The organism is Rossellomorea arthrocnemi (genome assembly GCF_904424705.1).
Taxonomy (GTDB): domain Bacteria; phylum Bacillota; class Bacilli; order Bacillales; family Bacillaceae_B; genus Rossellomorea; species Rossellomorea arthrocnemi.
This window is the reverse complement of sequence record NZ_CAJGBF010000003.1, coordinates 102010-122330: the sequence shown is the minus strand read 5'-3', so window position 1 is coordinate 122330 and position 20321 is coordinate 102010. Positions and strand designations below refer to the sequence as shown.

The window sequence follows — 20321 nt, the reverse complement described above, 5'->3', positions numbered from 1 at the left end:
ACCCCACTCTTCTACCTTTAGAGCTATCTTTAGTATTTCCAATAAAAATATACCATAATCAACATTTTTATGCAAACAATTCCCATGATATCGCTCTTAGAACAAGGATAATTGATTTTTATCCGGCAATGCTTCCAGGCAGCCATGATTATCCAGGTACTCAATAATGGTCTTGGATACCCGGCCCCTTTGCTGTAGATCTTCTTTTGATAAAAATTCCCCATCTTTCCTTGAATTCACTATATTAATGGCGGCGTTAGTACCGAGTCCCGGAATTGAGTTAAACGGCGGAATCAATGTGTCTCCATCAATCACAAATTCGGCAGCCTCTGAACGGTACAGATCTACTTTCTGGAATTTATAGCCCCTTTCACACATTTCAAGCGCTAACTCCAGAACCGTTAATGTATTCTTTTCTTTCGGTGATGCATCCAGACCTTTACTATTAATTTCCTCTATCTTGGCTCTCACTGCCTGAGATCCTCTCACCATCGCTTCGATATCGAAATCCTCAGCCCGAACCGTGAAATATGCCGCGTAATAAAGGAGGGCATGATGCACTTTAAAGTATGCTATACGTACAGCCATTAATACGTATGCTGCAGCATGGGCTTTCGGGAACATATATTTGATCTTCAAGCAGGAATCGATGTACCAATCAGGTACCCCGTTCTTCTTCATCTCGTCTACCCATTCATCCTGCAGACCCTTTCCTTTTCGAACAAATTCCATGATTTTAAAGGCAAGTGACGGCTCAAGTCCCTGGTAGATCAGATACACCATAATATCATCACGACACCCGATTACTTCGCTCAGATTGCATATATTATTATGAATGAGCTCTTGTGCATTACCAAGCCATACATCGGTGCCGTGTGATAGTCCGGAAATTTGGACCAACTCGGAGAACGTTGTCGGCTTAGTATCCTCAAGCATCTGACGGACGAACCTCGTACCGAATTCAGGGATTCCGAGAGTACCGGTCTTACACATGATCTGATCTTCAGTCACACCTAGTGATTCAGTACCACTGAAAATTTTCATCACTTCAGGGTCATCTGTAGGAATCGTCTTAGGATCGATCCCGGATAAATCCTGAAGCATACGGATGACTGTAGGATCATCGTGTCCAAGAATATCCAGTTTCAAAAGGTTATCATGTATCGAATGGAAATCAAAATGCGTAGTTTTCCATTCCGAGCTTGAATCGTCAGCGGGAAATTGGATAGGGGAGAAATCATAGATATCCATATAATCCGGTACTACGATGATTCCCCCGGGATGTTGTCCGGTTGTTCTCTTCACACCGGTGCACCCACTGACCAGACGATCAATTTCCGCTCCACGGATTTGGAGCTGATGATCGTTCGCATATCCCTTCACATACCCGTAAGCGGTCTTTTCCGCCACGGTACCGATTGTACCTGCCCGATATACGTTGTCCTCACCGAACAGAACTTTTGTATAGTTGTGTGCATTCGGCTGATATTCCCCTGAGAAGTTCAAATCGATATCCGGAACCTTGTCCCCTTTAAATCCAAGGAAAGTTTCAAATGGGATATCGTGACCATCTTTTTTAAATGGAACGCCGCATTCGTCACAGTCCTTATTAGGCAGGTCAAATCCAGATCCAACAGATCCATCATCAAAGAACACGGACTTCTTGCAGGACGGGCATACATAATGAGGAGGTAAAGGATTTACCTCTGTGATTTCTGTCATGGTCGCTACAAAAGAAGAGCCTACGGACCCACGTGACCCTACCAGGTATCCGTCATCCAGCGATTTCTTAACCAGCTTATGGGAGATTAAATAAATGACCGCGAAACCGTGTCCGATGATACTCTTCAATTCTTTTTCGATTCTGGCTTCGACAATTTCAGGAAGCTCTTCACCATAGATGCTTTTTGCCATAGCATAACTCATACGGCGCATTTCTTCGTCTGCACCTTCGATTTTCGGTGTATAAAGATCATCTCTGATCGGCTTAATGACATCTATCATATCGGCAATCTTATTGGAATTATCGACTACAATCTCTTTAGCCGTGTCTTTTCCCAAGAAGGAGAAGGCGTCGAGCATTTCATTCGTTGTTCTGAAGTGAACATCAGGGAGCTCATGGCGGTTCAAGGGATTCGCCCCACCTTGAGACCCTACCAGGATCTTTCGATAAATCTTATCTGTCTCATTCAGGTAATGAACATTTCCAGTCGCCACAACAGGCTTATCCAATTCCCTGCCCAGTTCAACAATGTTCTGGATAATATCTTCCAGGTTTTTCTGACTTTGTACAAGATCTAATTCAATTAAATGCTGGTACACTTCTTTCGGATGCACTTCCAGGTAATCATAGAATTGAGCCTTCTCTTCGACCTCTTCTTTTCCTTTCTGCATCATCCCTTCGAATACTTCGCCTTTATCACAACCGGAACCGACCAGTATGCCCGCACGGTACTTTTGCAATTGAGAGCGGGGAATTCTTGGAACGCGGAAAAAATAATTCATATGGGAGATTGAGACCAGCTTATAAAGATTTTTCAATCCTTGTTCCGTCTGGGCGATCAATGTACAATGATACGGTCTTGACCGCTTATATGCGTCACCTTTTCCCATATAATCATTAAATTGATTATGATTTGTGATCCCTTTTTCCACGGCGTCTTTCAGCATTTTCAATAATAAATATCCGGTTGTTTCTGCATCATAGATCGCCCTGTGATGCTGGGTCAATTCAATATCGAATTTCTTTGCCAATGTATTTAGGCGGTGATTCTTGAATTGCGGGTAAAGGAGTCTTGCCAGTTCCAGCGTATCAATGACCGGATTGGTTGCCTTTTGAATCCCGGCTTTTTGATACCCTGCATTCAAGAACCCCATATCAAAAGATGCATTATGGGCGACCAGAATATCATCCCCCACCCATTTATGATATCTGTGAAGGACATCATTTATCTCTGGAGCCGTCTGCACCATGTCATCTGTAATTCCAGTTAATTCAATCGTCGTAGCAGATAACGGATGATGAGGATTTGCAAAGGACTCGAATTTATCAATGACCTCTCCATCTTTTATTTTGACAGCAGCGAGCTCTATGATGGTATCATACACTGCAGAAAGCCCTGTTGTCTCTACGTCAAACACAATATAGGTGCTATTTTCAAGGGGAAGGTCACGGTCATTATAGGCAATCGGAACCCCATCATCAACAAGATTCGCTTCCACACCATAGAGAAGTTTAATATCGTTTTTCTTGCTTGCGTTGTATGCTTCAGGGAAAGATTGTGCCACAGCATGATCAGTTATCGCAACCGCTTTATGCCCCCATTTTTTTGCCTGGGCCACCAGACTTGCCACTGAGGAAACGGCATCCATTTGACTCATTGGGGTATGCATGTGAAGCTCAACTCTTTTTTCATCTGCAGGGGCAGTGTCCAGTCTAAGAACCGGCTTGATTTCATTCACATCATTTGCGATCATCACAAGGTCTCGAACAAATGTATCATTTTGGATGCTTCCGCGGCAGCGGACCCACATACCTTTTTTCATATTATTCATGACAGCGGCGTCCTCTTTATCCCTGGAGAACATTTTGACCAGAATAGAGCTTGAGTAGTCCGTCACCTTAAATGTTAGTAGGGTACGGCCGCTTCTGAGTTCCCTTGTCTCACAATCGAACACATATCCTTCAATGGCTATCCGCCGCTCTTCATCATAAATTTCTTCAATTTTTCGGAAGTCAGCATCGTCTTTAATTGTAAGACCAAGCATGAAAGGACCGCTCGGTGCATCACTTGCACCCTCTTTTTCGGCTTTTTCCATTTCAATAAGAGCCTGTTTCGCTCTTTCCTGATCCTCTTTAAGCTTTTCTTCTAAAAATTTCTCATATTCATTGCTTTGTTCTTCAACCTGACTTACCTCTGCATCCAGGACCAATTTGGGAAAACCGAAGTTTTCAAATGTCGAGGTGATCATTTCACCGTATTTTCTTTTCAACTGTGTAGCTTCTGTATCATTAGAAGCCTGAACAATGATTTTGTTTCCATTGATTTTAGGCTTTTGAGTATTTAATAATTTTAATAAAGGCGGAGCTATTCCTTGAATTTCCTTCACACAGTCCTGCCAGTAATCCAAAATATGCTGGTCCGTTACATTAGGGTTCAACACTTTAATTGTATAACCTACATTAGCAATATGCTTAAAGGATGTTTGCAATGCAATGGAAAATTTACTCCACACGTTACAAGGGATGATTTCTTCAAATGTAAAGTGGAAATGCCATTTCTTTTCTTTTCGAAAGACCGCCAATTTTTCAATTTCAGCATGTCTGAAATATTGGACAAAGGCATCTTCAGTTAAGCCTAACTGTTGAAGCAACAATTGAAACCTTTCTCTTTTGCCCAGGGGCTTTTCTTCCATATTCGTTTTCCCCCTTTTCTACTTGTGTATCATATTATTTACAGAATAAAAAGGGCTGACAGCAAAAGGATTGCCTCCTTTAAAGTCGAGCCCTTTAAGATTTACGAAAGAGTCTTGAATAGTTCTTGCAGTTTAGTTAGAAGTTCATCTTTATGAACCTCCAACATTTCACCGGTTTTTCTTATCTTTACTTCTACGATTCCTTCTCCCGCTTTCTTCCCGACCGTTATACGGATTGGAAGGCCAATCAGGTCTGAATCGGCAAATTTAACACCTGGACGCTCAGCTCGATCATCCATTAATACATCATATCTGTTTTCTTTGAATGAGTCATATAATTCGTTTGAGAGTGATGCTTGGGCTTCATCCTTCATATTAATCGGAATTAAATGGAGGTCATATGGAGACAGATTTGCTGGCCATACAAGACCTCTATCATCATTGAATTGTTCTGCCACAGCAGCCAGGGTACGGGAAACCCCGATCCCATAACATCCCATGATGATGGACTGAGATCGGCCGTTTTCATCCAGGAATGAGCTTCCTAAAGCTTCTGAATATCTCGTTCCCAATTTGAAAACATGTCCTACTTCAATCCCTTTAGCGAATACAATCGTACCATTTCCGTCAGGAGAAGGATCCCCTTCCTGAATAAAACGGAGGTCTGCATATCGGGATACTTCGAAGTCACGGTCAGGGTTTACATTCTTAAAATGGTATCCTTCTTCATTTGCCCCTGTAACACCGTTGCGAATGTATTTAACTGCCTGGTCCGCTACAATCTTAACTGGTAGCGAGATTGGACCGATCGATCCAATTTCGCATCCGGTTACCTCTTTCGTTTCTTCGGCTGACGCCAATTCAACCACTTCAGCATTTAAAAGATTCTTCACTTTTATCTCATTGATTTCGTGGTCACCACGGGATAATACCAATACATATTCATCGTCGACTTTAAATAAAAGAGATTTAATGCATTGATCCTTCTCTACGGATAAGAAAGTGGATACCTCTTCAATGGACTTGCTTTCTGGTGTTGAAACCTTTTCCAATGACAGCATCTCTTCCGTTGATTCGTTGTAGGAATCAACCACTTCAGCCATTTCGATATTCGCAGCATAATCAGATGAATCAGAATAGGCGATCGTATCTTCTCCAACTTCTGATAACACCATGAATTCATGTGTATCCTTTCCACCCATGGCACCTGAATCAGCAATGACCGCCCTGAAATTCAAGCCGCATCTATTGAAAATATTAGAATATGCCTGGAATAACCCCTTATACGTGTCGTCCAGGCTCTCAAATGATGAATGAAAAGAGTACGCATCCTTCATGATGAATTCTCTTCCCCTTAAAAGTCCGAAACGCGGTCGTTTTTCATCACGGAATTTCGTTTGAATTTGATACATAGTTAGTGGCAGGCGCTTGTACGATTTAATTTCATCCCTCACTATACTTGTAATGACTTCTTCATGTGTGGCTCCAAGGGCAAACTCCCGGTCATGGCGATCATTCATTCGCATCAGTTCCGGTCCGTACGTTCCCCAACGACCCGATTCCTTCCAAAGCTCGGATGGTTGAAGTGCAGGCATAAGCAATTCAACACCACCGGCCGCGTCCAGTTCTTCACGGATGATTTCTTCCACTTTTTTCAATACTTTATTTCCCAGCGGTAAAAAGCTATAGATACCACTGGCATTTTGTCTAATGAATCCTGCACGCAATAGAAGCTGATGACTCTTTATTTCTGCATCAGCAGGTGTTTCTTTCAGCGTTGGGATGAATGTATGTTGTTGCTTCATTTATTAGCACCTCAGTTACCATATGAATTATTTATGTAGTGTAAGAATTTCCTTCTCACTATTTTAACTTAAATGAACAGGCAGTGACACCCTCATTTTTTGATTACAAAGGGAGAAACTGCCTGTTTTTGATTCCTATGATGAATTTTATAGGAAAAATCTCTGTATATCGTTCCATGTAACGACGAGCATAAGTACCATGAGAAGGGCAAATCCGACAAAGTGGACCATGCCTTCCATTTGACGATCCACAGGCTTACCTCTTACAGCTTCAACGGCAAAAAATAGAAGTCTCCCTCCATCAAGTGCGGGGATTGGCAATAGATTCATGATACCCAGGTTGATACTGAGGATGGCTGCCCACCTCATTAAATAGTATATTCCTGATTTCGCCACAACATCTGTTGACTGATAGATGCCGACAGGTCCCGATAAGGCATCAATGGAAAATTCACCAGACACAAGCTTTCCAAGAAGGACGAAAATCATTTTGGTCCATTCATAGGTTTGCTGTGCACTGTTTGACACTACTTTAAGCGGTGATTTCTCCACAGGACTATGAACACCAATGATACCTATCTCTTCCCCCTCGATTTCCTGAGGCTTTGGTGTTACGGGAATCTCAGCATTTGAGCCATCCCGGTCAACATTAAATCTCAGCTCGTCTCCAGGGTGCTTTTGAATAATCGTCACTATATCATCCCAAGTGGAAATTTCTTTCCCGTCAATGCTTTGGACGACGTCATTCTTTTGAAGGCCTGCCTCTCTCGCTGCACCGTCCTCAGTCAATTCACCAAGTACAGGATCGTTAGTAGGTACACCTTGCAATAGGCCGACAAGAATAAAGATAAAGAAAGCCAAAATGAAATTAAATAATGGTCCGGCAAAGATAGCCAGTGCCCGCTGTGGAAGGGTCTTGGAAGCGAACTGTCGATCCCACGGGGCGATTTGCGTTTCCACACCATCTTCAATGAATATAGCATCTCTTGAAATAGGGAATGTTTTTAAGTCTTCCTCGTCTTCCTCATACCCACGGATCTGCAGTCTATGTTCCAGATCCGCTTCTTCCACTTCGATGACACGAATATTAGGATAGCGATCTTTGTTATTCAAGACAATTTTAATGATCTTTTCATCCTGGTCCAGTACAAGCCCCACTCGATGCCCTGCCTTGAGCTCCACCATTTCCGGATCCTCTCCGGCCATCCGTACAAAGCCGCCAAGAGGAAGCAAGCGAATGGTATAAGTCGTTTCATTCTTTTTATACGAAAACACTTTAGGTCCAAACCCTATGGCAAATTCACGGCACAGTATCCCTGCTCGTTTAGCGAAAATCAGATGCCCCAGCTCATGAAAAAATACTAAAGCCCCAAAAATAACAATAAAGGCAATCACCGTTTGCAAATAAAAAACCACCTTTTTTATAACCTGTTGGTAACAGATTTATATGTTAATGTATACCGCAAGAAACATGTCCACTATCATTCTACGTTACAATACAGGTAAACATGCTAAAGACCCTTGCCTATAACCAACTTGAAACGAGTCGACGGGTATGAAGGTCGATTTCATATATGGTTTCAAGATCAGGCTTATGTATTACCTTGTGAGCATTCATAGCCTTTTCAATATTTCTTTCTATGTCAAGGAAAGATATTTTATTATCCAGGAACAGCGCGACGCTGGCTTCATTTGCAGCATTTAAGACCGTTGTCATACTACCGCCGATCCGTCCTGCATCATATGCAAAAGCCAGGCAACGGAAACGGTCCAAATCCATTTCTTCAAAATGGAGCTTACCGATTTCAACCAGATCCAGCCTTTTCCCCGGTCTATGAAACCTGTCTGGATACGTCAGAGCATATTGAATGGGCACGCGCATATCCGGTGTGCCCAGTTGAGCCATAACAGAAGAGTCATGGAATTGAATCATCGAGTGGATGATGCTTTCCCTATGCTGCACAACACTGATTTGGTCGTATGGCATGTCAAATAACCAATGTGCCTCTATGACCTCTAATCCTTTATTCATCATGGACGCAGAATCTATGGTGATTTTCGCTCCCATTGACCAGTTTGGATGATTCAATGCTTCATGAACTGTGACACCGACCAACTCATCCCTTGTCCGGTCCCTGAAACTGCCACCTGAAGCAGTAATAATCAATTTTTCTATATTCTTTTCCTTTTCCCCTTGAAGTGCCTGGAAGATGGCGGAATGTTCACTATCAACCGGCAGCAAACTCGTCCCTTTTCTCTTTGCCGCTTCCATTACAAGGTGCCCTGCTGTTACCAGGGTTTCCTTATTCGCAATCGCGATCGTTTTTCCGGCCTCAATAGCCTGGAGTGTAGGATATAATCCGACACTTCCAAGTACCGCATTCACCAGAACGTCAGCATCCTGATGACAGGCTACCTCCACCAATCCTTCTTCCCCATGTAGAATCTTAATAGATGAAGGGAATTCCCTGGATAATGATTCAGCATCCTCTTTGTACTGGACAGAAACGAGCCGGGGACTGAATTCCATGATCATCTTTCTGGCTTTTTCTATATTTTTGCCAACTGACATGGCAGTCAATTTAAATTCTTCAGGATGCTCCCGAATGACATCCAGGGTCTGTAGCCCAATCGACCCGGTAGCACCCATTAAGCTGACTTTCTTCAACTGCTACACTCCTCCCGATTGAAACCTTCCACTTTTTGCGTTACAGCAGGAAATGAAGAAGGGGAAATACAAATAGTAAACTATCGAAACGATCCAGCATACCACCGTGTCCCGGCAGTAAATGTCCGGAATCCTTTACATTGAAATGTCGTTTCAAAGCAGATTCCACTAAGTCCCCTACCTGCCCGAAGACGGATAGAACCGCTGTCACGATCACAAGCTTGGGGATGGACATATCAAGATCTGCGAAAAACGTCATGATGACGCCGACTATGACGGCACAAACAATGCCTCCGACAAAGCCTTCAATGGTCTTATTCGGACTGATCTCAGGCCAGAGCTTCTTCTTCCCCATTGCCCTGCCGATGAAATAAGCACCGGAATCGGTTGCCCAGATAATGAACAGCGCATAAAATACAAACTGCACACCCTCTTCCAGTCTGATTTCCATGAAGTAATAGAAACCGATACCCACATATAAAATGCTTAGAAGAGAATACGCCACATCATCAAAATTAAAGCGATTCTTGGTCGCTACTGTATACGTCAAAAATAATAACACGGCAAGAAATACTAATTCAATCTTGGAGTACCCGAAATCTGAAATGATTCCGATCGATTCCGTTGGAATGAGAAACACCCACAAAAGAGCGAGTGATAATAAGCCTGGGATGGTAAAAATCCATTGTCCCTTCATCTTTAGAGCCTCATATAAACTGATGGAAGCGATCAGATACATTAAAATCATAAATGGTGTTTCACCAAAAAGAATGATCGGTAAAAATATTGCTGCCGCTACCACTGCTGTAATAATTCTTTGTTTCATCAGGATTCCTCACTTTGTAACCCACCAAATCTTCTTGAACGACCTTGGTATGCTTCGATGGCTTCAATTAAATGCACCTTGCCAAAATCCGGCCAAAGTACGTCTGTAAAAAAGAACTCCGTATAAGCCAATTGCCAAAGCATAAAGTTACTTAAGCGGATTTCTCCACTCGTTCGAATAAGCAGGTCTGGATCTTTTAAATCTTTTGTCATCAAATAGTTTGAAAACATGTCTTCATTTAATTCACTTTCATCTAGTATTCCATTTTGCACATCTTTTAAGACATGCTTCATAGAATCGATGATTTCTGACCGGCTGCCATAGTTCAAAGCGAAATTCAGAATTAGTCCATCATTGTGCTTGGTTGCTTCCATTGCCTTTGTTACGGCTGCCTTCGTATGGGTTGGCAAGGCGTCTTTTGAGCCCATCATTTTCACTTGAACATTTTCTTCAACCAATTCAGGAAGGAACGTTCCTAAAAATTCCTCTGGCAATTTCATAAGAAACTCGACTTCCATTTTAGGGCGCTTCCAATTCTCTGTCGAAAAAGCATATAAGGTCAAGGCTTCGAGTCCCAGTTCATTTGCCAATTTGGTGATTCTCCGTACACATTTCATACCTTCATGGTGTCCGGCCACCCTTGGCAATGCCCTCTTTTTGGCCCACCGCCCGTTACCATCCATAATGATTGCTATATGACCCGGAATCGGGTGTTTTAGTAGTTCTTGAAATCGATTATCGACTTCCTCGGAAGTGTGTTGTCGTTTCCATTGCTTAAGCTTGTTTAGCATAAATAAATCCTCCACCAACAATCCAAAAAATATTTGCCCTTACTATCATATCAAAAAATAAGGAAGATATCTTCAAGAAAATAGATTATGTATAAACGTATAATGGATAAAAGGTAAAAGGTATGATCGTTCGCCCCGATACGACCATATACCTTTGATCCTGAGAAATGGAAAGGAAAGTTGTCTTGTGTCGCTTTATAAGCTAAAACAAAGGGACCGACCCATAAGGAATATGAGTTCACTTATAGGACAGCCCCTTAGAATTGGTTTATGAATGTTTATACTTCCAGCATTTCTTGTTCTTTATCTTTTGCAACGTTATCAATTTTGACGATGCTTTCGTCCGTTGCTTTTTGAACATCATCAGAGTAACCACGAAGATCATCCTCTGTAATATCCCCGTTTTTCTCTTTTTTCTTCAATTCATCATTTGCATCACGGCGGATATTACGGATAGCCACTTTTGCTTCTTCGGCTTCTTTTTTCACAAGCTTCACAAGTTCTTTACGACGCTCCTCCGTCAAAGCAGGAACCACGATTCGGATGATGTTTCCATCACTTGTCGGTGTGATACCAAGATCTGATTTCAAGATTGCCTTTTCAATATCACCTAATGCTGATTTGTCGTAAGGCTGGATGACAAGCATACGGGCCTCTGGAATCGAGATTCCAGCTAATTGATTGACCGGTGTCGGTGCACCATAGTAATCAACCGAGATCTTATCGAGCAGAGAAGCATTTGCTCTTCCTGCACGGATACTTGCTAACTCACGTGAAAATGTTTGTATGGCTTTTGTCATTCTTTCTTTCGCATTTGTTATGATCGTGTTTGGCATTATGATTTCCCCCTTACGATTGTACCTATATTTTCACCAGTGATGGCTCTCTTAATATTCCCATTCTCCATTATAGAGAATACAATAAGTGGAATATCATTGTCCATACATAGAGAAGAGGCTGTTGAATCCATTACCGCTAAACCTTCTTTCAAAACATCTAAATAGGAAAGTTCTTCATATTTAACAGCCGTTTCGTCCTTCTTAGGGTCTGCTGAATACACACCATCTACGTTGTTCTTAGCCATAAGAATCACTTCTGCTTCGATTTCGGCCGCCCGAAGAGCAGCAGTCGTATCAGTTGAGAAGTAAGGATTACCGGTACCTGCTGCGAAGATCACAACACGTTTCTTCTCTAAATGACGGATGGCTCTGCGTCTGATATATGGCTCTGCCACTTGTCGCATATCAATGGAAGTTTGGACTCTTGTTTCAATACCGAGTTGTTCAAGGCTGTCTTGAAGAGCCAAAGAGTTCATAACGGTAGCAAGCATCCCCATGTAGTCTGCAGATGCACGATCCATCCCCATTTCACTACCTATTTTACCACGCCAGATATTCCCTCCGCCAACGACAACCGCCACTTCTACATCAAGTTCAGCGATTTCTTTTACTTCTTCTGCTACATTTTTGATGACAGAAGGATTAATTCCGAAGCCATCATCACCTGCTAATGCTTCTCCACTAAGTTTCAGCACGACACGTTTGTATTTTGGAACGCTCATGGGAACCTCCATAAAATAGAATTTTTCTTGAAAAATAGGGAACACGCTAGGTGTTCCCTACTAAAAATTGTTCAACTTTAGCTGATCTTATTTGTTTACTTGATTCATTACTTCTTCAGCGAAGTTTTCTTGACGCTTTTCAAGACCTTCTCCTACTTCGTAACGTGTGAAATCAGTTAAAGTAGCTTTATTTGCTTCAAGATATTGACGTACTTTCTGGTCCGGATTCTTAACAAATGTTTGATCCAGGATACAGATATCTTCAAAGTATTTCCCAAGACGGCCTTCCACCATTTTCTCAACGATGTTTTCAGGCTTTCCTTCGTTAAACGCTTGTTGCTTAAGCACTTCACGCTCACGCTCTACTTCTTCAGCAGAAACCTGGTCGCGAGATACGTACTTAGGATTTAATGCTGCGGCGTGCATTGCAACATCTTTAGCTACACTTGCATCAGTAGTACCTTCGACTACTGTAAGAACAGCAATGCGGCCACCCATATGCAGGTACTCACCGAATGCAGCGTTATCATCTTTAGTACGGATTTCAAAACGACGAAGTGTGATTTTTTCTCCGATTTTAGCGATAGCAGCATTGATGAATTCTGTTACAGTGGAACCATTAGCCATTTTTTGATCAAGAGCTTCTTCAACAGTAGCTGGTTTATTTGCAAGTAAGTGGTCAGACAGTTCTTTTACAAGGCTTTGGAAGTTTTCGTTTTTCGCAACGAAATCTGTTTCTGCGTTTACTTCAAGAATAATTGCAGTGTTTCCTTCGCTTGCGATGTACGTAGTTCCTTCCGCTGCGATACGATCAGCTTTCTTTGCTGCTTTTGCAATCCCTTTTTCACGTAGGAAGTCAATTGCTTTGTCCATATCTCCGTCAGTTTCTGTTAACGCTTTTTTACAGTCCATCATTCCAGCGCCAGTTTTTTCACGAAGTTCTTTAACCATTTGTGCAGTAATTGCCATAGTGGGTTTCCTCCTTAGTTTGACTATGTAGACTCTTATCACCGTTTGGTGAGAGTCATAAAATGTACTGCCTCTAAAGTAGAGTACAGTAGATGTGAATACTCTTTAAAAAAAGGTGATAAGGGTAAGCCCTCTTATCACCTTTCATTCATTACTCAGCTGCTACAGCTGCTTCTTCACCTTGCTTAGCTTCTAAAATAGCGTCAGCCATTTTACCTGTAAGAAGCTTAACTGCACGGATTGCATCGTCATTCGCAGGAATGACAACATCGATTTCATCCGGATCACAGTTCGTATCAACGATACCCACGATTGGGATATGAAGTTTACGTGCTTCAGCTACAGCGATACGCTCTTTACGAGGGTCGATGATGAATAATGCATCAGGCAGCGTGTTCATATCTTTGATTCCGCCCAGGAATTTAACTAAGCGTTCATGTTCTTTTTTAAGTTGTACTACTTCTTTCTTCGGAAGTACTTCAAACGTTCCGTCTTCTTCCATCTTCTCGATGTTTTTAAGACGTGTAATACGTTTTTGGATTGTTTCGAAATTCGTAAGTGTTCCACCTAACCAACGTTGGTTGATGTAATACATACCCGCACGTTCTGCTTCTTCTTTAACAGATTCTTGTGCTTGTTTTTTCGTTCCAACGAAAAGAACTTTACCGCCGTTACCAGCTAATTCTTTCACGAAGTTATAAGCTTCTTCAACCTTTTTAACTGTTTTTTGAAGGTCGATGATGTAAATGCCGTTACGCTCAGTGAAGATATATCTCTTCATCTTTGGGTTCCAACGGCGAGTTTGGTGTCCGAAATGTACACCAGCTTCTAGCAATTGTTTCATAGAAATTACTGACATGTGTGTTTCCTCCTAAATGGTTTTTGTTTTCTCCTCCGTTTCCGTCATCTTGTAGTAGAAACTATTCAACTAGAATAGCACCATCTACCTCAATCGAGAAACGTGTGTAATAACACCATGAATACTATAGCATACCTACTCCATCCAATCAAGAACTTCCTACATTAATTGACGAAATTTTAGCAGGAGCTCAATTTCTGTTTGACCTTTTCCGACTGCTTTAGCTATTTCCTCAATTGACATCCCCTTTTTCTTCAAAGAGACGACATGTTGAATGAGTGGGTCTTGTTCAGGGTCCTCCGGCATTTCGCCCGTTTGATCCCCGGATTCCATTTGAGGATTATTCATCTGTTGATAAGCCTTGGAAGCCCGCTTATACCCGGTGCCGGTCCATTTTGTACTATTTTGTGTAGGGGGTGAAACGTCTTGTTTGTTCTCTTCTGTTGGACCGGTGCTCTCGCTGTCTTTATACATTTGGGTTGTAGCACGTCGAATGAATTCATCATTTTCCTCTTTCATTTCAATCAGATAAGCTGAAATGATATCTTCCAATTCCGTAATGATCTTCTTCTGATCTTTTTCAATGTGTAGAAAACGATTTTGCCTGGAGTATAAAATAACGATCGAAAGCAAGGAAACGATATTGAGAAGAAATGATAAGAACAGTAGAAACGTAACCATGATATCACCTTTGTTTTTTTGATTTTACTTCGAATAGCCTCTACTCCGTTTTTCAGAGGGTAAGTAAAAGGACTGCTCCCATAATCTTTTTTTGCAGGGACAGTCCATTGGGTTTGTCACGGGCTCTTTATTTACCCTTTTACGATACCGGAATTTACGAGCCTAATATATTTCGCAACTTAAAAATGGATTTTGAATGAATTTGTGATATTCGGGATGTGGATAACTTCATCACTTCCCCGATTTCAGTCAGCGTAAGTTCTTCCTTATAGAATAAACTTAACACAAGCTGCTCTTTCTCTGAAAGAGTCATAATCGTTTTCTCCAATTCTTTCAATTTTTCACCTTTTAATACTTCTTCTTCAGGTGATATCGTTTTGTGATCTTTAATAGAGTAGTTTTGAGATTCATGATCGTCATCAGTCAATTGCTCATCCATCGAAAGGACATTGGCAAAGAAATGCTCATTTGTAGTTTGATATACTTCTTCAGTTGTCATCTCAAGGGATGCGGCTACTTCCTCTGCGGTTACGTGGCGTAATAGCGTTTGCTCGAGTTCCACTGTTTTCGCCTCGATTTTCTTCGCCCGGTCCCTTGTTGAACGGGGAAGCCAGTCTTCTTTTCTCAGCCCATCAAGAATGGCACCCCTTACACGGAAAGAAGCATATGTATCAAATTTCAAATCTCTTGTAGGGTCAAACTTCTGAAGTGCATCCAGTAATCCCATCAACCCAAGACTCTTGATATCTTCTCTCGAGACGTTTCTTGGCAGTCCTACGGAAATTCGCTGAACATGATACGATACAAGGGGCATGTATTTCTTCACTAACATGTCTCCGGCTTCGGTATCACGACTGTTAATCCATTTCTCCCAATATTGTTGTTCATCTGTTCGAGTGGGTTGTTGAGACATATGAATCCTCCTTGCTAACAATTTTCTTTCATGGAATCTCTTGACTTTTCTATTGATTAATCTGAAAACGATCCGTCACTTCATAATTCCTTTGTACCTTCGTTTACCGTTCTTACATGAAGAATTCCGGTAGAGGTGAAGAATTCAATGGTTCTCCCCTTGTTGCCTCCTAAATCCTCTGCAACAACAGGCACCCCATGCTTCAAAAGGACTTCCTTAACGGCTTCTGCATTTCTTGGACCGATCCTCATGACATCACTCTTTGATTGAAACTGAAACATCTGGGCACCGCCGGCCATTTTGCACTGGAGTCTTTTCATATTGGCTCCACGTATCTTGAGTTTTCGAATAAGTTCCTCGATCCCTGTGTCGGCATATTTGGCCGGATTCGGTTTCGTTTCATTTCCGATTGAGGAATGAGGAAGCATGACATGAACCATTCCAGCAATTCCGATCTGTTCATCGTACAAAACGACACCAATACACGACCCAAGTCCCGAAGTACGGATAGAGCTTCCGCTGTCAACTACATTCATATCTGCAATTCCGACCTTTACAACGGTGCTGGTACTCATCATAATTTTACACCTAATGACTGAAAGATTATTTCAAATGAATCCGGATCCGGCAGGAGGAAAAAATGTCCCTTTACACTTTCTGACTCTTCTACTTCCTCTTCTTTTAAGGCAGTGTCTATGACAATTGCATAATCGCTCACCTGAGATATTTCCAGTAATCCAAAACCAATGATGGCACCTGCCATATCAACAGATAAAGCTGGAACAGAAGGGAAAAGCTTAAGGTTTGTAAAATCAGACAGTGACGATAAATAGGAACCCGAAAGAATATTCCCCAATTCCTCCATAGCAGATAAACCCAGCTCTGAAATAGGCGGATCACTAAAGGAAAAGGATGTATCTTGAATCATTGTCCTGATATACATGGACGCCTGTTCAAGGGGTAGCAAAAAGAACATACTTCCTGGAGCTTCCCCTTCAATCCTTAAGAAAACGCAGACGACAACATTGTCGGGTCCTCCTGCCATATCCATCATTTCATCAAAGGAAACGACCTGCACGCTCGGTACTTTCATATCAATTTTTTTATCCAGCAGGGTGGAAAGAGCCGTCGCTGCATGTCCGGCTCCTATATTTCCTATTTCTTTCAATATATCTAAGTGCATCGATGTTATTCTTTTTTCGTATCCCAAACTATTCTCTCCCCTTAGATTGATTGAAGTATTTTATCTAAATGGAGAAGGATCAAGAGTCTTTTGTTCTGTTTCACGACTCCACCTATGTACTCAGCTTCCACGACTCCGACGACTTCAGGGGACGGTTCAACCGATTCTCTCGAAACATCGAGTACATCATTGGCAGCATCCACGACCAATCCTACTTCCTTATCCTCTATCCCGGCAATGATCACACGAGTGCTTTCAGTAGGCGCTGAGGCAGGTAAGTCAAACCTGCTTCTTAAATCGATGATCGGCGTTACCACCCCGCGTAAGTTTATAACACCTTTTACATAGGAGGCTGTTCTCGGAACCCTTGTAATATGTTCAAGTTTCTCGATAGATCGTACCTGGTTCACTGGAATCGCATATTCCTTATCAACCAATTGGAACACGATAAGCTTTAAGTCTTCCACTGCTTCTGTCATTTCACTCATTACCCCTACCTCCTATTTAATTAGCGCATTACAATCAACTATCAGCGCTACCTGTCCATCTCCTAAAATAGTTGCACCGGAAATCGCAAATACATCATTCAGGTAATTTCCTAAGGATTTCAATACAACTTCCTGCTGACCAATAAAGGAATCGACAACTAATCCTGCCATTTTTTCACCTTTTCGAACGATGACAACGGAATATAATTCTTCTTCCTTTGAATTTTTCGGTACATCAAATACATCCTCAAGAAACAGTAAAGGTACAACTTTCCCTCTAAAATCAATCACACTCTGATTATGTGCTTTCATGATTTCTTCTTTTTTCACAATCGCTGTCTCGATAATGGAAGAAAGAGGTATTGCATACTTTTCTTCTTCAATTTCAACAAGCATGACAGAAATAATCGATAAAGTAAGTGGCAATTGAATTGAAAACAAAGATCCATGTCCAGCTGTGGAGTCGATTGTGATAGATCCCCCCAGGGACTCTATCGTTGCTTTCACAACATCCAATCCCACTCCTCTGCCGGAAATATCAGAAATTTGGTCAGCTGTAGAGAAGCCTGATGCCAGAATGAGCTCGTAAATTTGTCGATCTGATAACGTATGGGCAGTTTCCTCTGTAACAATCCCTTTTTGTATCGCCTTCTCAAGTACCCGCTCTTTATTAATTCCTGCTCCATCATCCTCCAGCTCAATAAACACATGATTTCCACTATGATACGCTTTCAATTTGACGGTTCCCTGTTCTGATTTCCCATTTTTCACACGGGTTTCAGGCATTTCAATGCCATGATCAAGGGCATTTCTTATTAAGTGGACAAGGGGATCTCCAATTTCATCAATCACGGTGCGATCAAGTTCCGTTTCAGCACCAATGATGTCCAGTTCAATTTTTTTATTTAAATCTCTTGCAAGCTGCCTTACCATGCGAGGAAAACGGTTAAATACGGTTTCTACAGGAACCATACGCATATTCAGGATGATGTTTTGCAAGTCACCTGAAATTCTGGTCATTCTCTCCACTGTTTCATTAAGTTCAGGATTATTTAACTCCTTGGAGATTTGTTCTAACCTTCCTCTGTCAATGACAAGCTCCTCAAATAGATTCATAAGGACGTCCAGTCGTTCGATGTTGACTCGTATCGTTTTGCTAGAAGGGTTCGATTGTTTCGATACGTTGCCGGCAGGATTAGAAGTTTGAACCTCTCCCTGACCTTTTCCTTCCCCTTTTTCCACTATTGTTTCTGGAATTGAATCGTCATTCTGATTCTGGTTCAGTAGATGGCGGGCCGTGATTTCCATAACAGCCACTTCTTCGACTTCTGAAACTTTACGTATAGCATTCTCTAAATGAACTGCATCTTCTTTTGACACAACGGTAATTACGAAGGATTGATCGAATTGCTCTTCTTCAAGCTGATCAACCGAGGGAAGGGACTTAATGACCTCACCCAATTTCCCCAACACTTCAAAGACCATGTACACCCTTGCAGCTTTGAGCAGGCAATCCTCACGGAGGGACACGGATATTTCAAAGCAGCGAAACCCTTGTTCATAGGATTGTTGGATGACCGTTTGCTCATAAGCTTCATACTGCATGGAGAATGTCTGTACCCCGGGGCTTTCAGTAGCTGCAGCAACCTCAGTGCCTGCAATGGCCATTGAGACATTTTCCCCTTTTTCAATTGCCAGAAGCATCGCTACTACTTCTGTCACATCCCGTTTACCGTCCCCTCCTTCGGCAATGGAAAGCACCATGGCTTCAAGATCATCGACGGATTTGAACACAACGTCGAGTATCTCAGGAGATACCTTTATTTTTTCATTACGGATAGCATCCAGCACATTCTCCATTTTGTGGGTAAGATTTGCTAAGTCCTCAAACCCCATTGTGGCAGACATCCCCTTTAAAGTATGAGCTGATCGAAAGATTTCATTGACAATCACCAGATCTTGCGGGTTTTTCTCCAGTTCAAGCAATTGTTCATTACAGGTTTGCAGATTTTCTTTACTCTCTTCAATAAAAACTTCTAAATATTGACTCAATTCCATGTGCTCCACACCTCTCTACCCCATGTACGTCATTATTGATCGGGGAATATCCCCGATATGTTCCACTTTGTCCACTAAATTTGTAGCGATAGCCGATTTGGGCATCCCAAACACAATACAAGTCTCTTTTGACTCTGCAATGGCTCTCACTTCTCCATGTTCTTTCATCTTGATCAAACCTTGCGATCCGTCAGACCCCATACCTGTCATAATGACCGCTATTTTGCTATAATTCCGTATCAGGCTCGCAGACTCGAACAATGTATCCACGGATGGTCTGTGGCCATTTCTAGGTGCTTCATCTTTTGAAAGTTGAATCGATAAGTGTGTTCCCATCTCTATTACCCTGGTATGAAAACCGCCGGGGGCAATATAGGCAGTGCCATTTAGAAGGATTTCCCCGTCCTCGGCTTCCTTCACGTCCAGAGCTGATTGACCATTCAACCGATCGGCGAGTGATCTGGTAAACCCGGGGGGCATATGCTGCACTACCACGATGGGTGCATCCAGTTTACCTGGTAAAGATGTCAACACACTTTGCAGTGCGCGCGGGCCTCCAGTAGATGTCCCCATTAGGATTAATTTAGCGGATTTCAATACTCCCGCTCGATCTGAATGGAATGGTTCTTTACCCACGTCTTGAATCTTTGAGGGTAAAAATGCTGATTTCTTCCGATATGCACTTGTCAGTTTCGTCACATTCACATTGCTTGCGGCCATTACTTTTTCTACCATTTCATCTTGAATCTTATGAAGATCCAGTGAGATGGTCCCTGAAGGTTTCGAGATGAAATCTACCGCACCAAGTTCCATGGCTGTGACAGTTTCCTCTGCCCCTTCTTTTGTAGTGGAAGAAAGCATGACAACAGGGACAGGACATTCCTCCATAATTTTCCTTAAGGCATCTATCCCATTCATCTTTGGCATTTCCACATCAAGTGTTACGACATCAGGACGTAATTTTTTTATCTTGGCAATCGCGTCTTCACCATTCCTTGCGATCCCTATTACTTCTAGCTGATTGGTGCTTGTTATAAATTCACTAATAAGCTTTCTCATAAATGCTGAATCATCTACAACTAGAACCTTCTTCATTCAGGACT

General features: G+C 42.1%; 17 protein-coding genes. All 17 read right to left on the bottom strand.

Features of this window, described 5'->3' with window-relative positions:
* Positions 1–96 precede the first annotated feature (96 nt).
* Positions 97–4416: a PolC-type DNA polymerase III gene (locus BAA9072_RS06210; RefSeq protein WP_201713819.1), complete on the bottom strand. Its 4320-nt coding sequence runs from the start codon at positions 4414–4416 to the stop codon at positions 97–99.
* 101 nt (positions 4417–4517) lie between these two features.
* Positions 4518–6221: a proline--tRNA ligase gene (locus tag BAA9072_RS06205; RefSeq protein ID WP_201713818.1), complete on the bottom strand. Its 1704-nt coding sequence runs from the start codon at positions 6219–6221 to the stop codon at positions 4518–4520.
* Positions 6222–6368: 147 nt separating this feature from the next.
* Positions 6369–7625, bottom strand: coding sequence for an RIP metalloprotease RseP (rseP, locus tag BAA9072_RS06200; RefSeq protein WP_201713817.1), 1257 nt, complete (start codon positions 7623–7625; stop codon positions 6369–6371).
* 121 nt (positions 7626–7746) lie between these two features.
* Complete coding sequence (gene dxr, locus BAA9072_RS06195) at positions 7747–8889, bottom strand: 1-deoxy-D-xylulose-5-phosphate reductoisomerase (protein WP_201713816.1); 1143 nt, start codon at positions 8887–8889, stop codon at positions 7747–7749.
* A gap of 40 nt (positions 8890–8929) precedes the next feature.
* Positions 8930–9715 (bottom strand): phosphatidate cytidylyltransferase, encoded by a 786-nt coding sequence (locus BAA9072_RS06190; RefSeq protein ID WP_201713815.1) that lies wholly within the window; start codon positions 9713–9715, stop codon positions 8930–8932.
* Positions 9715–10506 carry an isoprenyl transferase gene (locus BAA9072_RS06185; protein ID WP_201713814.1) on the bottom strand — a complete coding sequence of 264 codons (792 nt, stop codon included), beginning with the start codon at positions 10504–10506 and terminating at the stop codon, positions 9715–9717. Before BAA9072_RS06185 ends, BAA9072_RS06190 begins: the two co-directional genes overlap by 1 nt.
* Positions 10507–10784: 278 nt before the next feature.
* The gene (gene frr / locus BAA9072_RS06180) at positions 10785–11342 is read right to left on the bottom strand and encodes a ribosome recycling factor (RefSeq protein WP_201713813.1); all 558 of its coding nucleotides are present in this window, start codon (positions 11340–11342) and stop codon (positions 10785–10787) included.
* A complete protein-coding gene (gene pyrH, locus BAA9072_RS06175; RefSeq protein ID WP_034760174.1) occupies positions 11342–12067 on the bottom strand; it encodes a UMP kinase in 726 nt (241 codons plus the stop codon). The genes frr and pyrH overlap by 1 nt, the downstream gene beginning before the upstream one ends.
* An 87-nt stretch (positions 12068–12154) precedes the next feature.
* Positions 12155–13036, bottom strand: coding sequence for a translation elongation factor Ts (gene tsf / locus BAA9072_RS06170; protein ID WP_201713812.1), 882 nt, complete (start codon positions 13034–13036; stop codon positions 12155–12157).
* A gap of 151 nt (positions 13037–13187) precedes the next feature.
* Positions 13188–13895 carry a 30S ribosomal protein S2 gene (gene rpsB / locus BAA9072_RS06165; protein ID WP_034760179.1) on the bottom strand — a complete coding sequence of 236 codons (708 nt, stop codon included), beginning with the start codon at positions 13893–13895 and terminating at the stop codon, positions 13188–13190.
* A gap of 159 nt (positions 13896–14054) precedes the next feature.
* Entirely contained in the window at positions 14055–14576 is a 522-nt protein-coding gene (locus BAA9072_RS06160) for a DUF6115 domain-containing protein (RefSeq protein ID WP_201713811.1), read from the bottom strand.
* A gap of 154 nt (positions 14577–14730) precedes the next feature.
* Complete coding sequence (locus BAA9072_RS06155) at positions 14731–15489, bottom strand: FliA/WhiG family RNA polymerase sigma factor (RefSeq protein ID WP_201713810.1); 759 nt, start codon at positions 15487–15489, stop codon at positions 14731–14733.
* A gap of 80 nt (positions 15490–15569) precedes the next feature.
* Entirely contained in the window at positions 15570–16067 is a 498-nt protein-coding gene (locus BAA9072_RS06150) for a chemotaxis protein CheD (protein WP_201713809.1), read from the bottom strand.
* Complete coding sequence (locus BAA9072_RS06145) at positions 16064–16672, bottom strand: chemotaxis protein CheC (protein ID WP_201714045.1); 609 nt, start codon at positions 16670–16672, stop codon at positions 16064–16066. The genes BAA9072_RS06150 and BAA9072_RS06145 overlap by 4 nt, the downstream gene beginning before the upstream one ends.
* A 41-nt stretch (positions 16673–16713) precedes the next feature.
* Positions 16714–17160, bottom strand: coding sequence for a chemotaxis protein CheW (locus BAA9072_RS06140; protein WP_408015208.1), 447 nt, complete (start codon positions 17158–17160; stop codon positions 16714–16716).
* 12 nt (positions 17161–17172) lie between these two features.
* The gene (locus BAA9072_RS06135) at positions 17173–19218 is read right to left on the bottom strand and encodes a chemotaxis protein CheA (RefSeq protein WP_201713808.1); all 2046 of its coding nucleotides are present in this window, start codon (positions 19216–19218) and stop codon (positions 17173–17175) included.
* A 15-nt stretch (positions 19219–19233) separates the two neighbouring features.
* Positions 19234–20313 (bottom strand): protein-glutamate methylesterase/protein-glutamine glutaminase, encoded by a 1080-nt coding sequence (locus tag BAA9072_RS06130; protein WP_201713807.1) that lies wholly within the window; start codon positions 20311–20313, stop codon positions 19234–19236.
* Positions 20314–20321: the final 8 nt, after the last annotated feature.

Excerpts from the sequence above, each read along its gene's own strand:
- BAA9072_RS06210 (WP_201713819.1), bottom strand. The coding sequence starts at position 4,416 with ATGGAAGAAAAGCCCCTGGGCAAAAGAGAAAGGTTTCAATTGTTGCTT.
- BAA9072_RS06205 (WP_201713818.1), bottom strand. The coding sequence starts at position 6,221 with ATGAAGCAACAACATACATTCATCCCAACGCTGAAAGAAACACCTGCT.
- BAA9072_RS06190 (WP_201713815.1), bottom strand. The coding sequence starts at position 9,715 with ATGAAACAAAGAATTATTACAGCAGTGGTAGCGGCAGCAATATTTTTA.
- BAA9072_RS06185 (WP_201713814.1), bottom strand. The coding sequence starts at position 10,506 with ATGCTAAACAAGCTTAAGCAATGGAAACGACAACACACTTCCGAGGAA.
- frr (WP_201713813.1), bottom strand. The coding sequence starts at position 11,342 with ATGCCAAACACGATCATAACAAATGCGAAAGAAAGAATGACAAAAGCC.
- pyrH (WP_034760174.1), bottom strand. The coding sequence starts at position 12,067 with ATGAGCGTTCCAAAATACAAACGTGTCGTGCTGAAACTTAGTGGAGAA.
- tsf (WP_201713812.1), bottom strand. The coding sequence starts at position 13,036 with ATGGCAATTACTGCACAAATGGTTAAAGAACTTCGTGAAAAAACTGGC.
- rpsB (WP_034760179.1), bottom strand. The coding sequence starts at position 13,895 with ATGTCAGTAATTTCTATGAAACAATTGCTAGAAGCTGGTGTACATTTC.
- BAA9072_RS06160 (WP_201713811.1), bottom strand. The coding sequence starts at position 14,576 with ATGGTTACGTTTCTACTGTTCTTATCATTTCTTCTCAATATCGTTTCC.
- BAA9072_RS06155 (WP_201713810.1), bottom strand. The coding sequence starts at position 15,489 with ATGTCTCAACAACCCACTCGAACAGATGAACAACAATATTGGGAGAAA.
- BAA9072_RS06150 (WP_201713809.1), bottom strand. The coding sequence starts at position 16,067 with ATGATGAGTACCAGCACCGTTGTAAAGGTCGGAATTGCAGATATGAAT.
- BAA9072_RS06145 (WP_201714045.1), bottom strand. The coding sequence starts at position 16,672 with ATGCACTTAGATATATTGAAAGAAATAGGAAATATAGGAGCCGGACAT.
- BAA9072_RS06140 (WP_408015208.1), bottom strand. The coding sequence starts at position 17,160 with ATGAGTGAAATGACAGAAGCAGTGGAAGACTTAAAGCTTATCGTGTTC.
- BAA9072_RS06135 (WP_201713808.1), bottom strand. The coding sequence starts at position 19,218 with ATGGAATTGAGTCAATATTTAGAAGTTTTTATTGAAGAGAGTAAAGAA.
- BAA9072_RS06130 (WP_201713807.1), bottom strand. The coding sequence starts at position 20,313 with ATGAAGAAGGTTCTAGTTGTAGATGATTCAGCATTTATGAGAAAGCTT.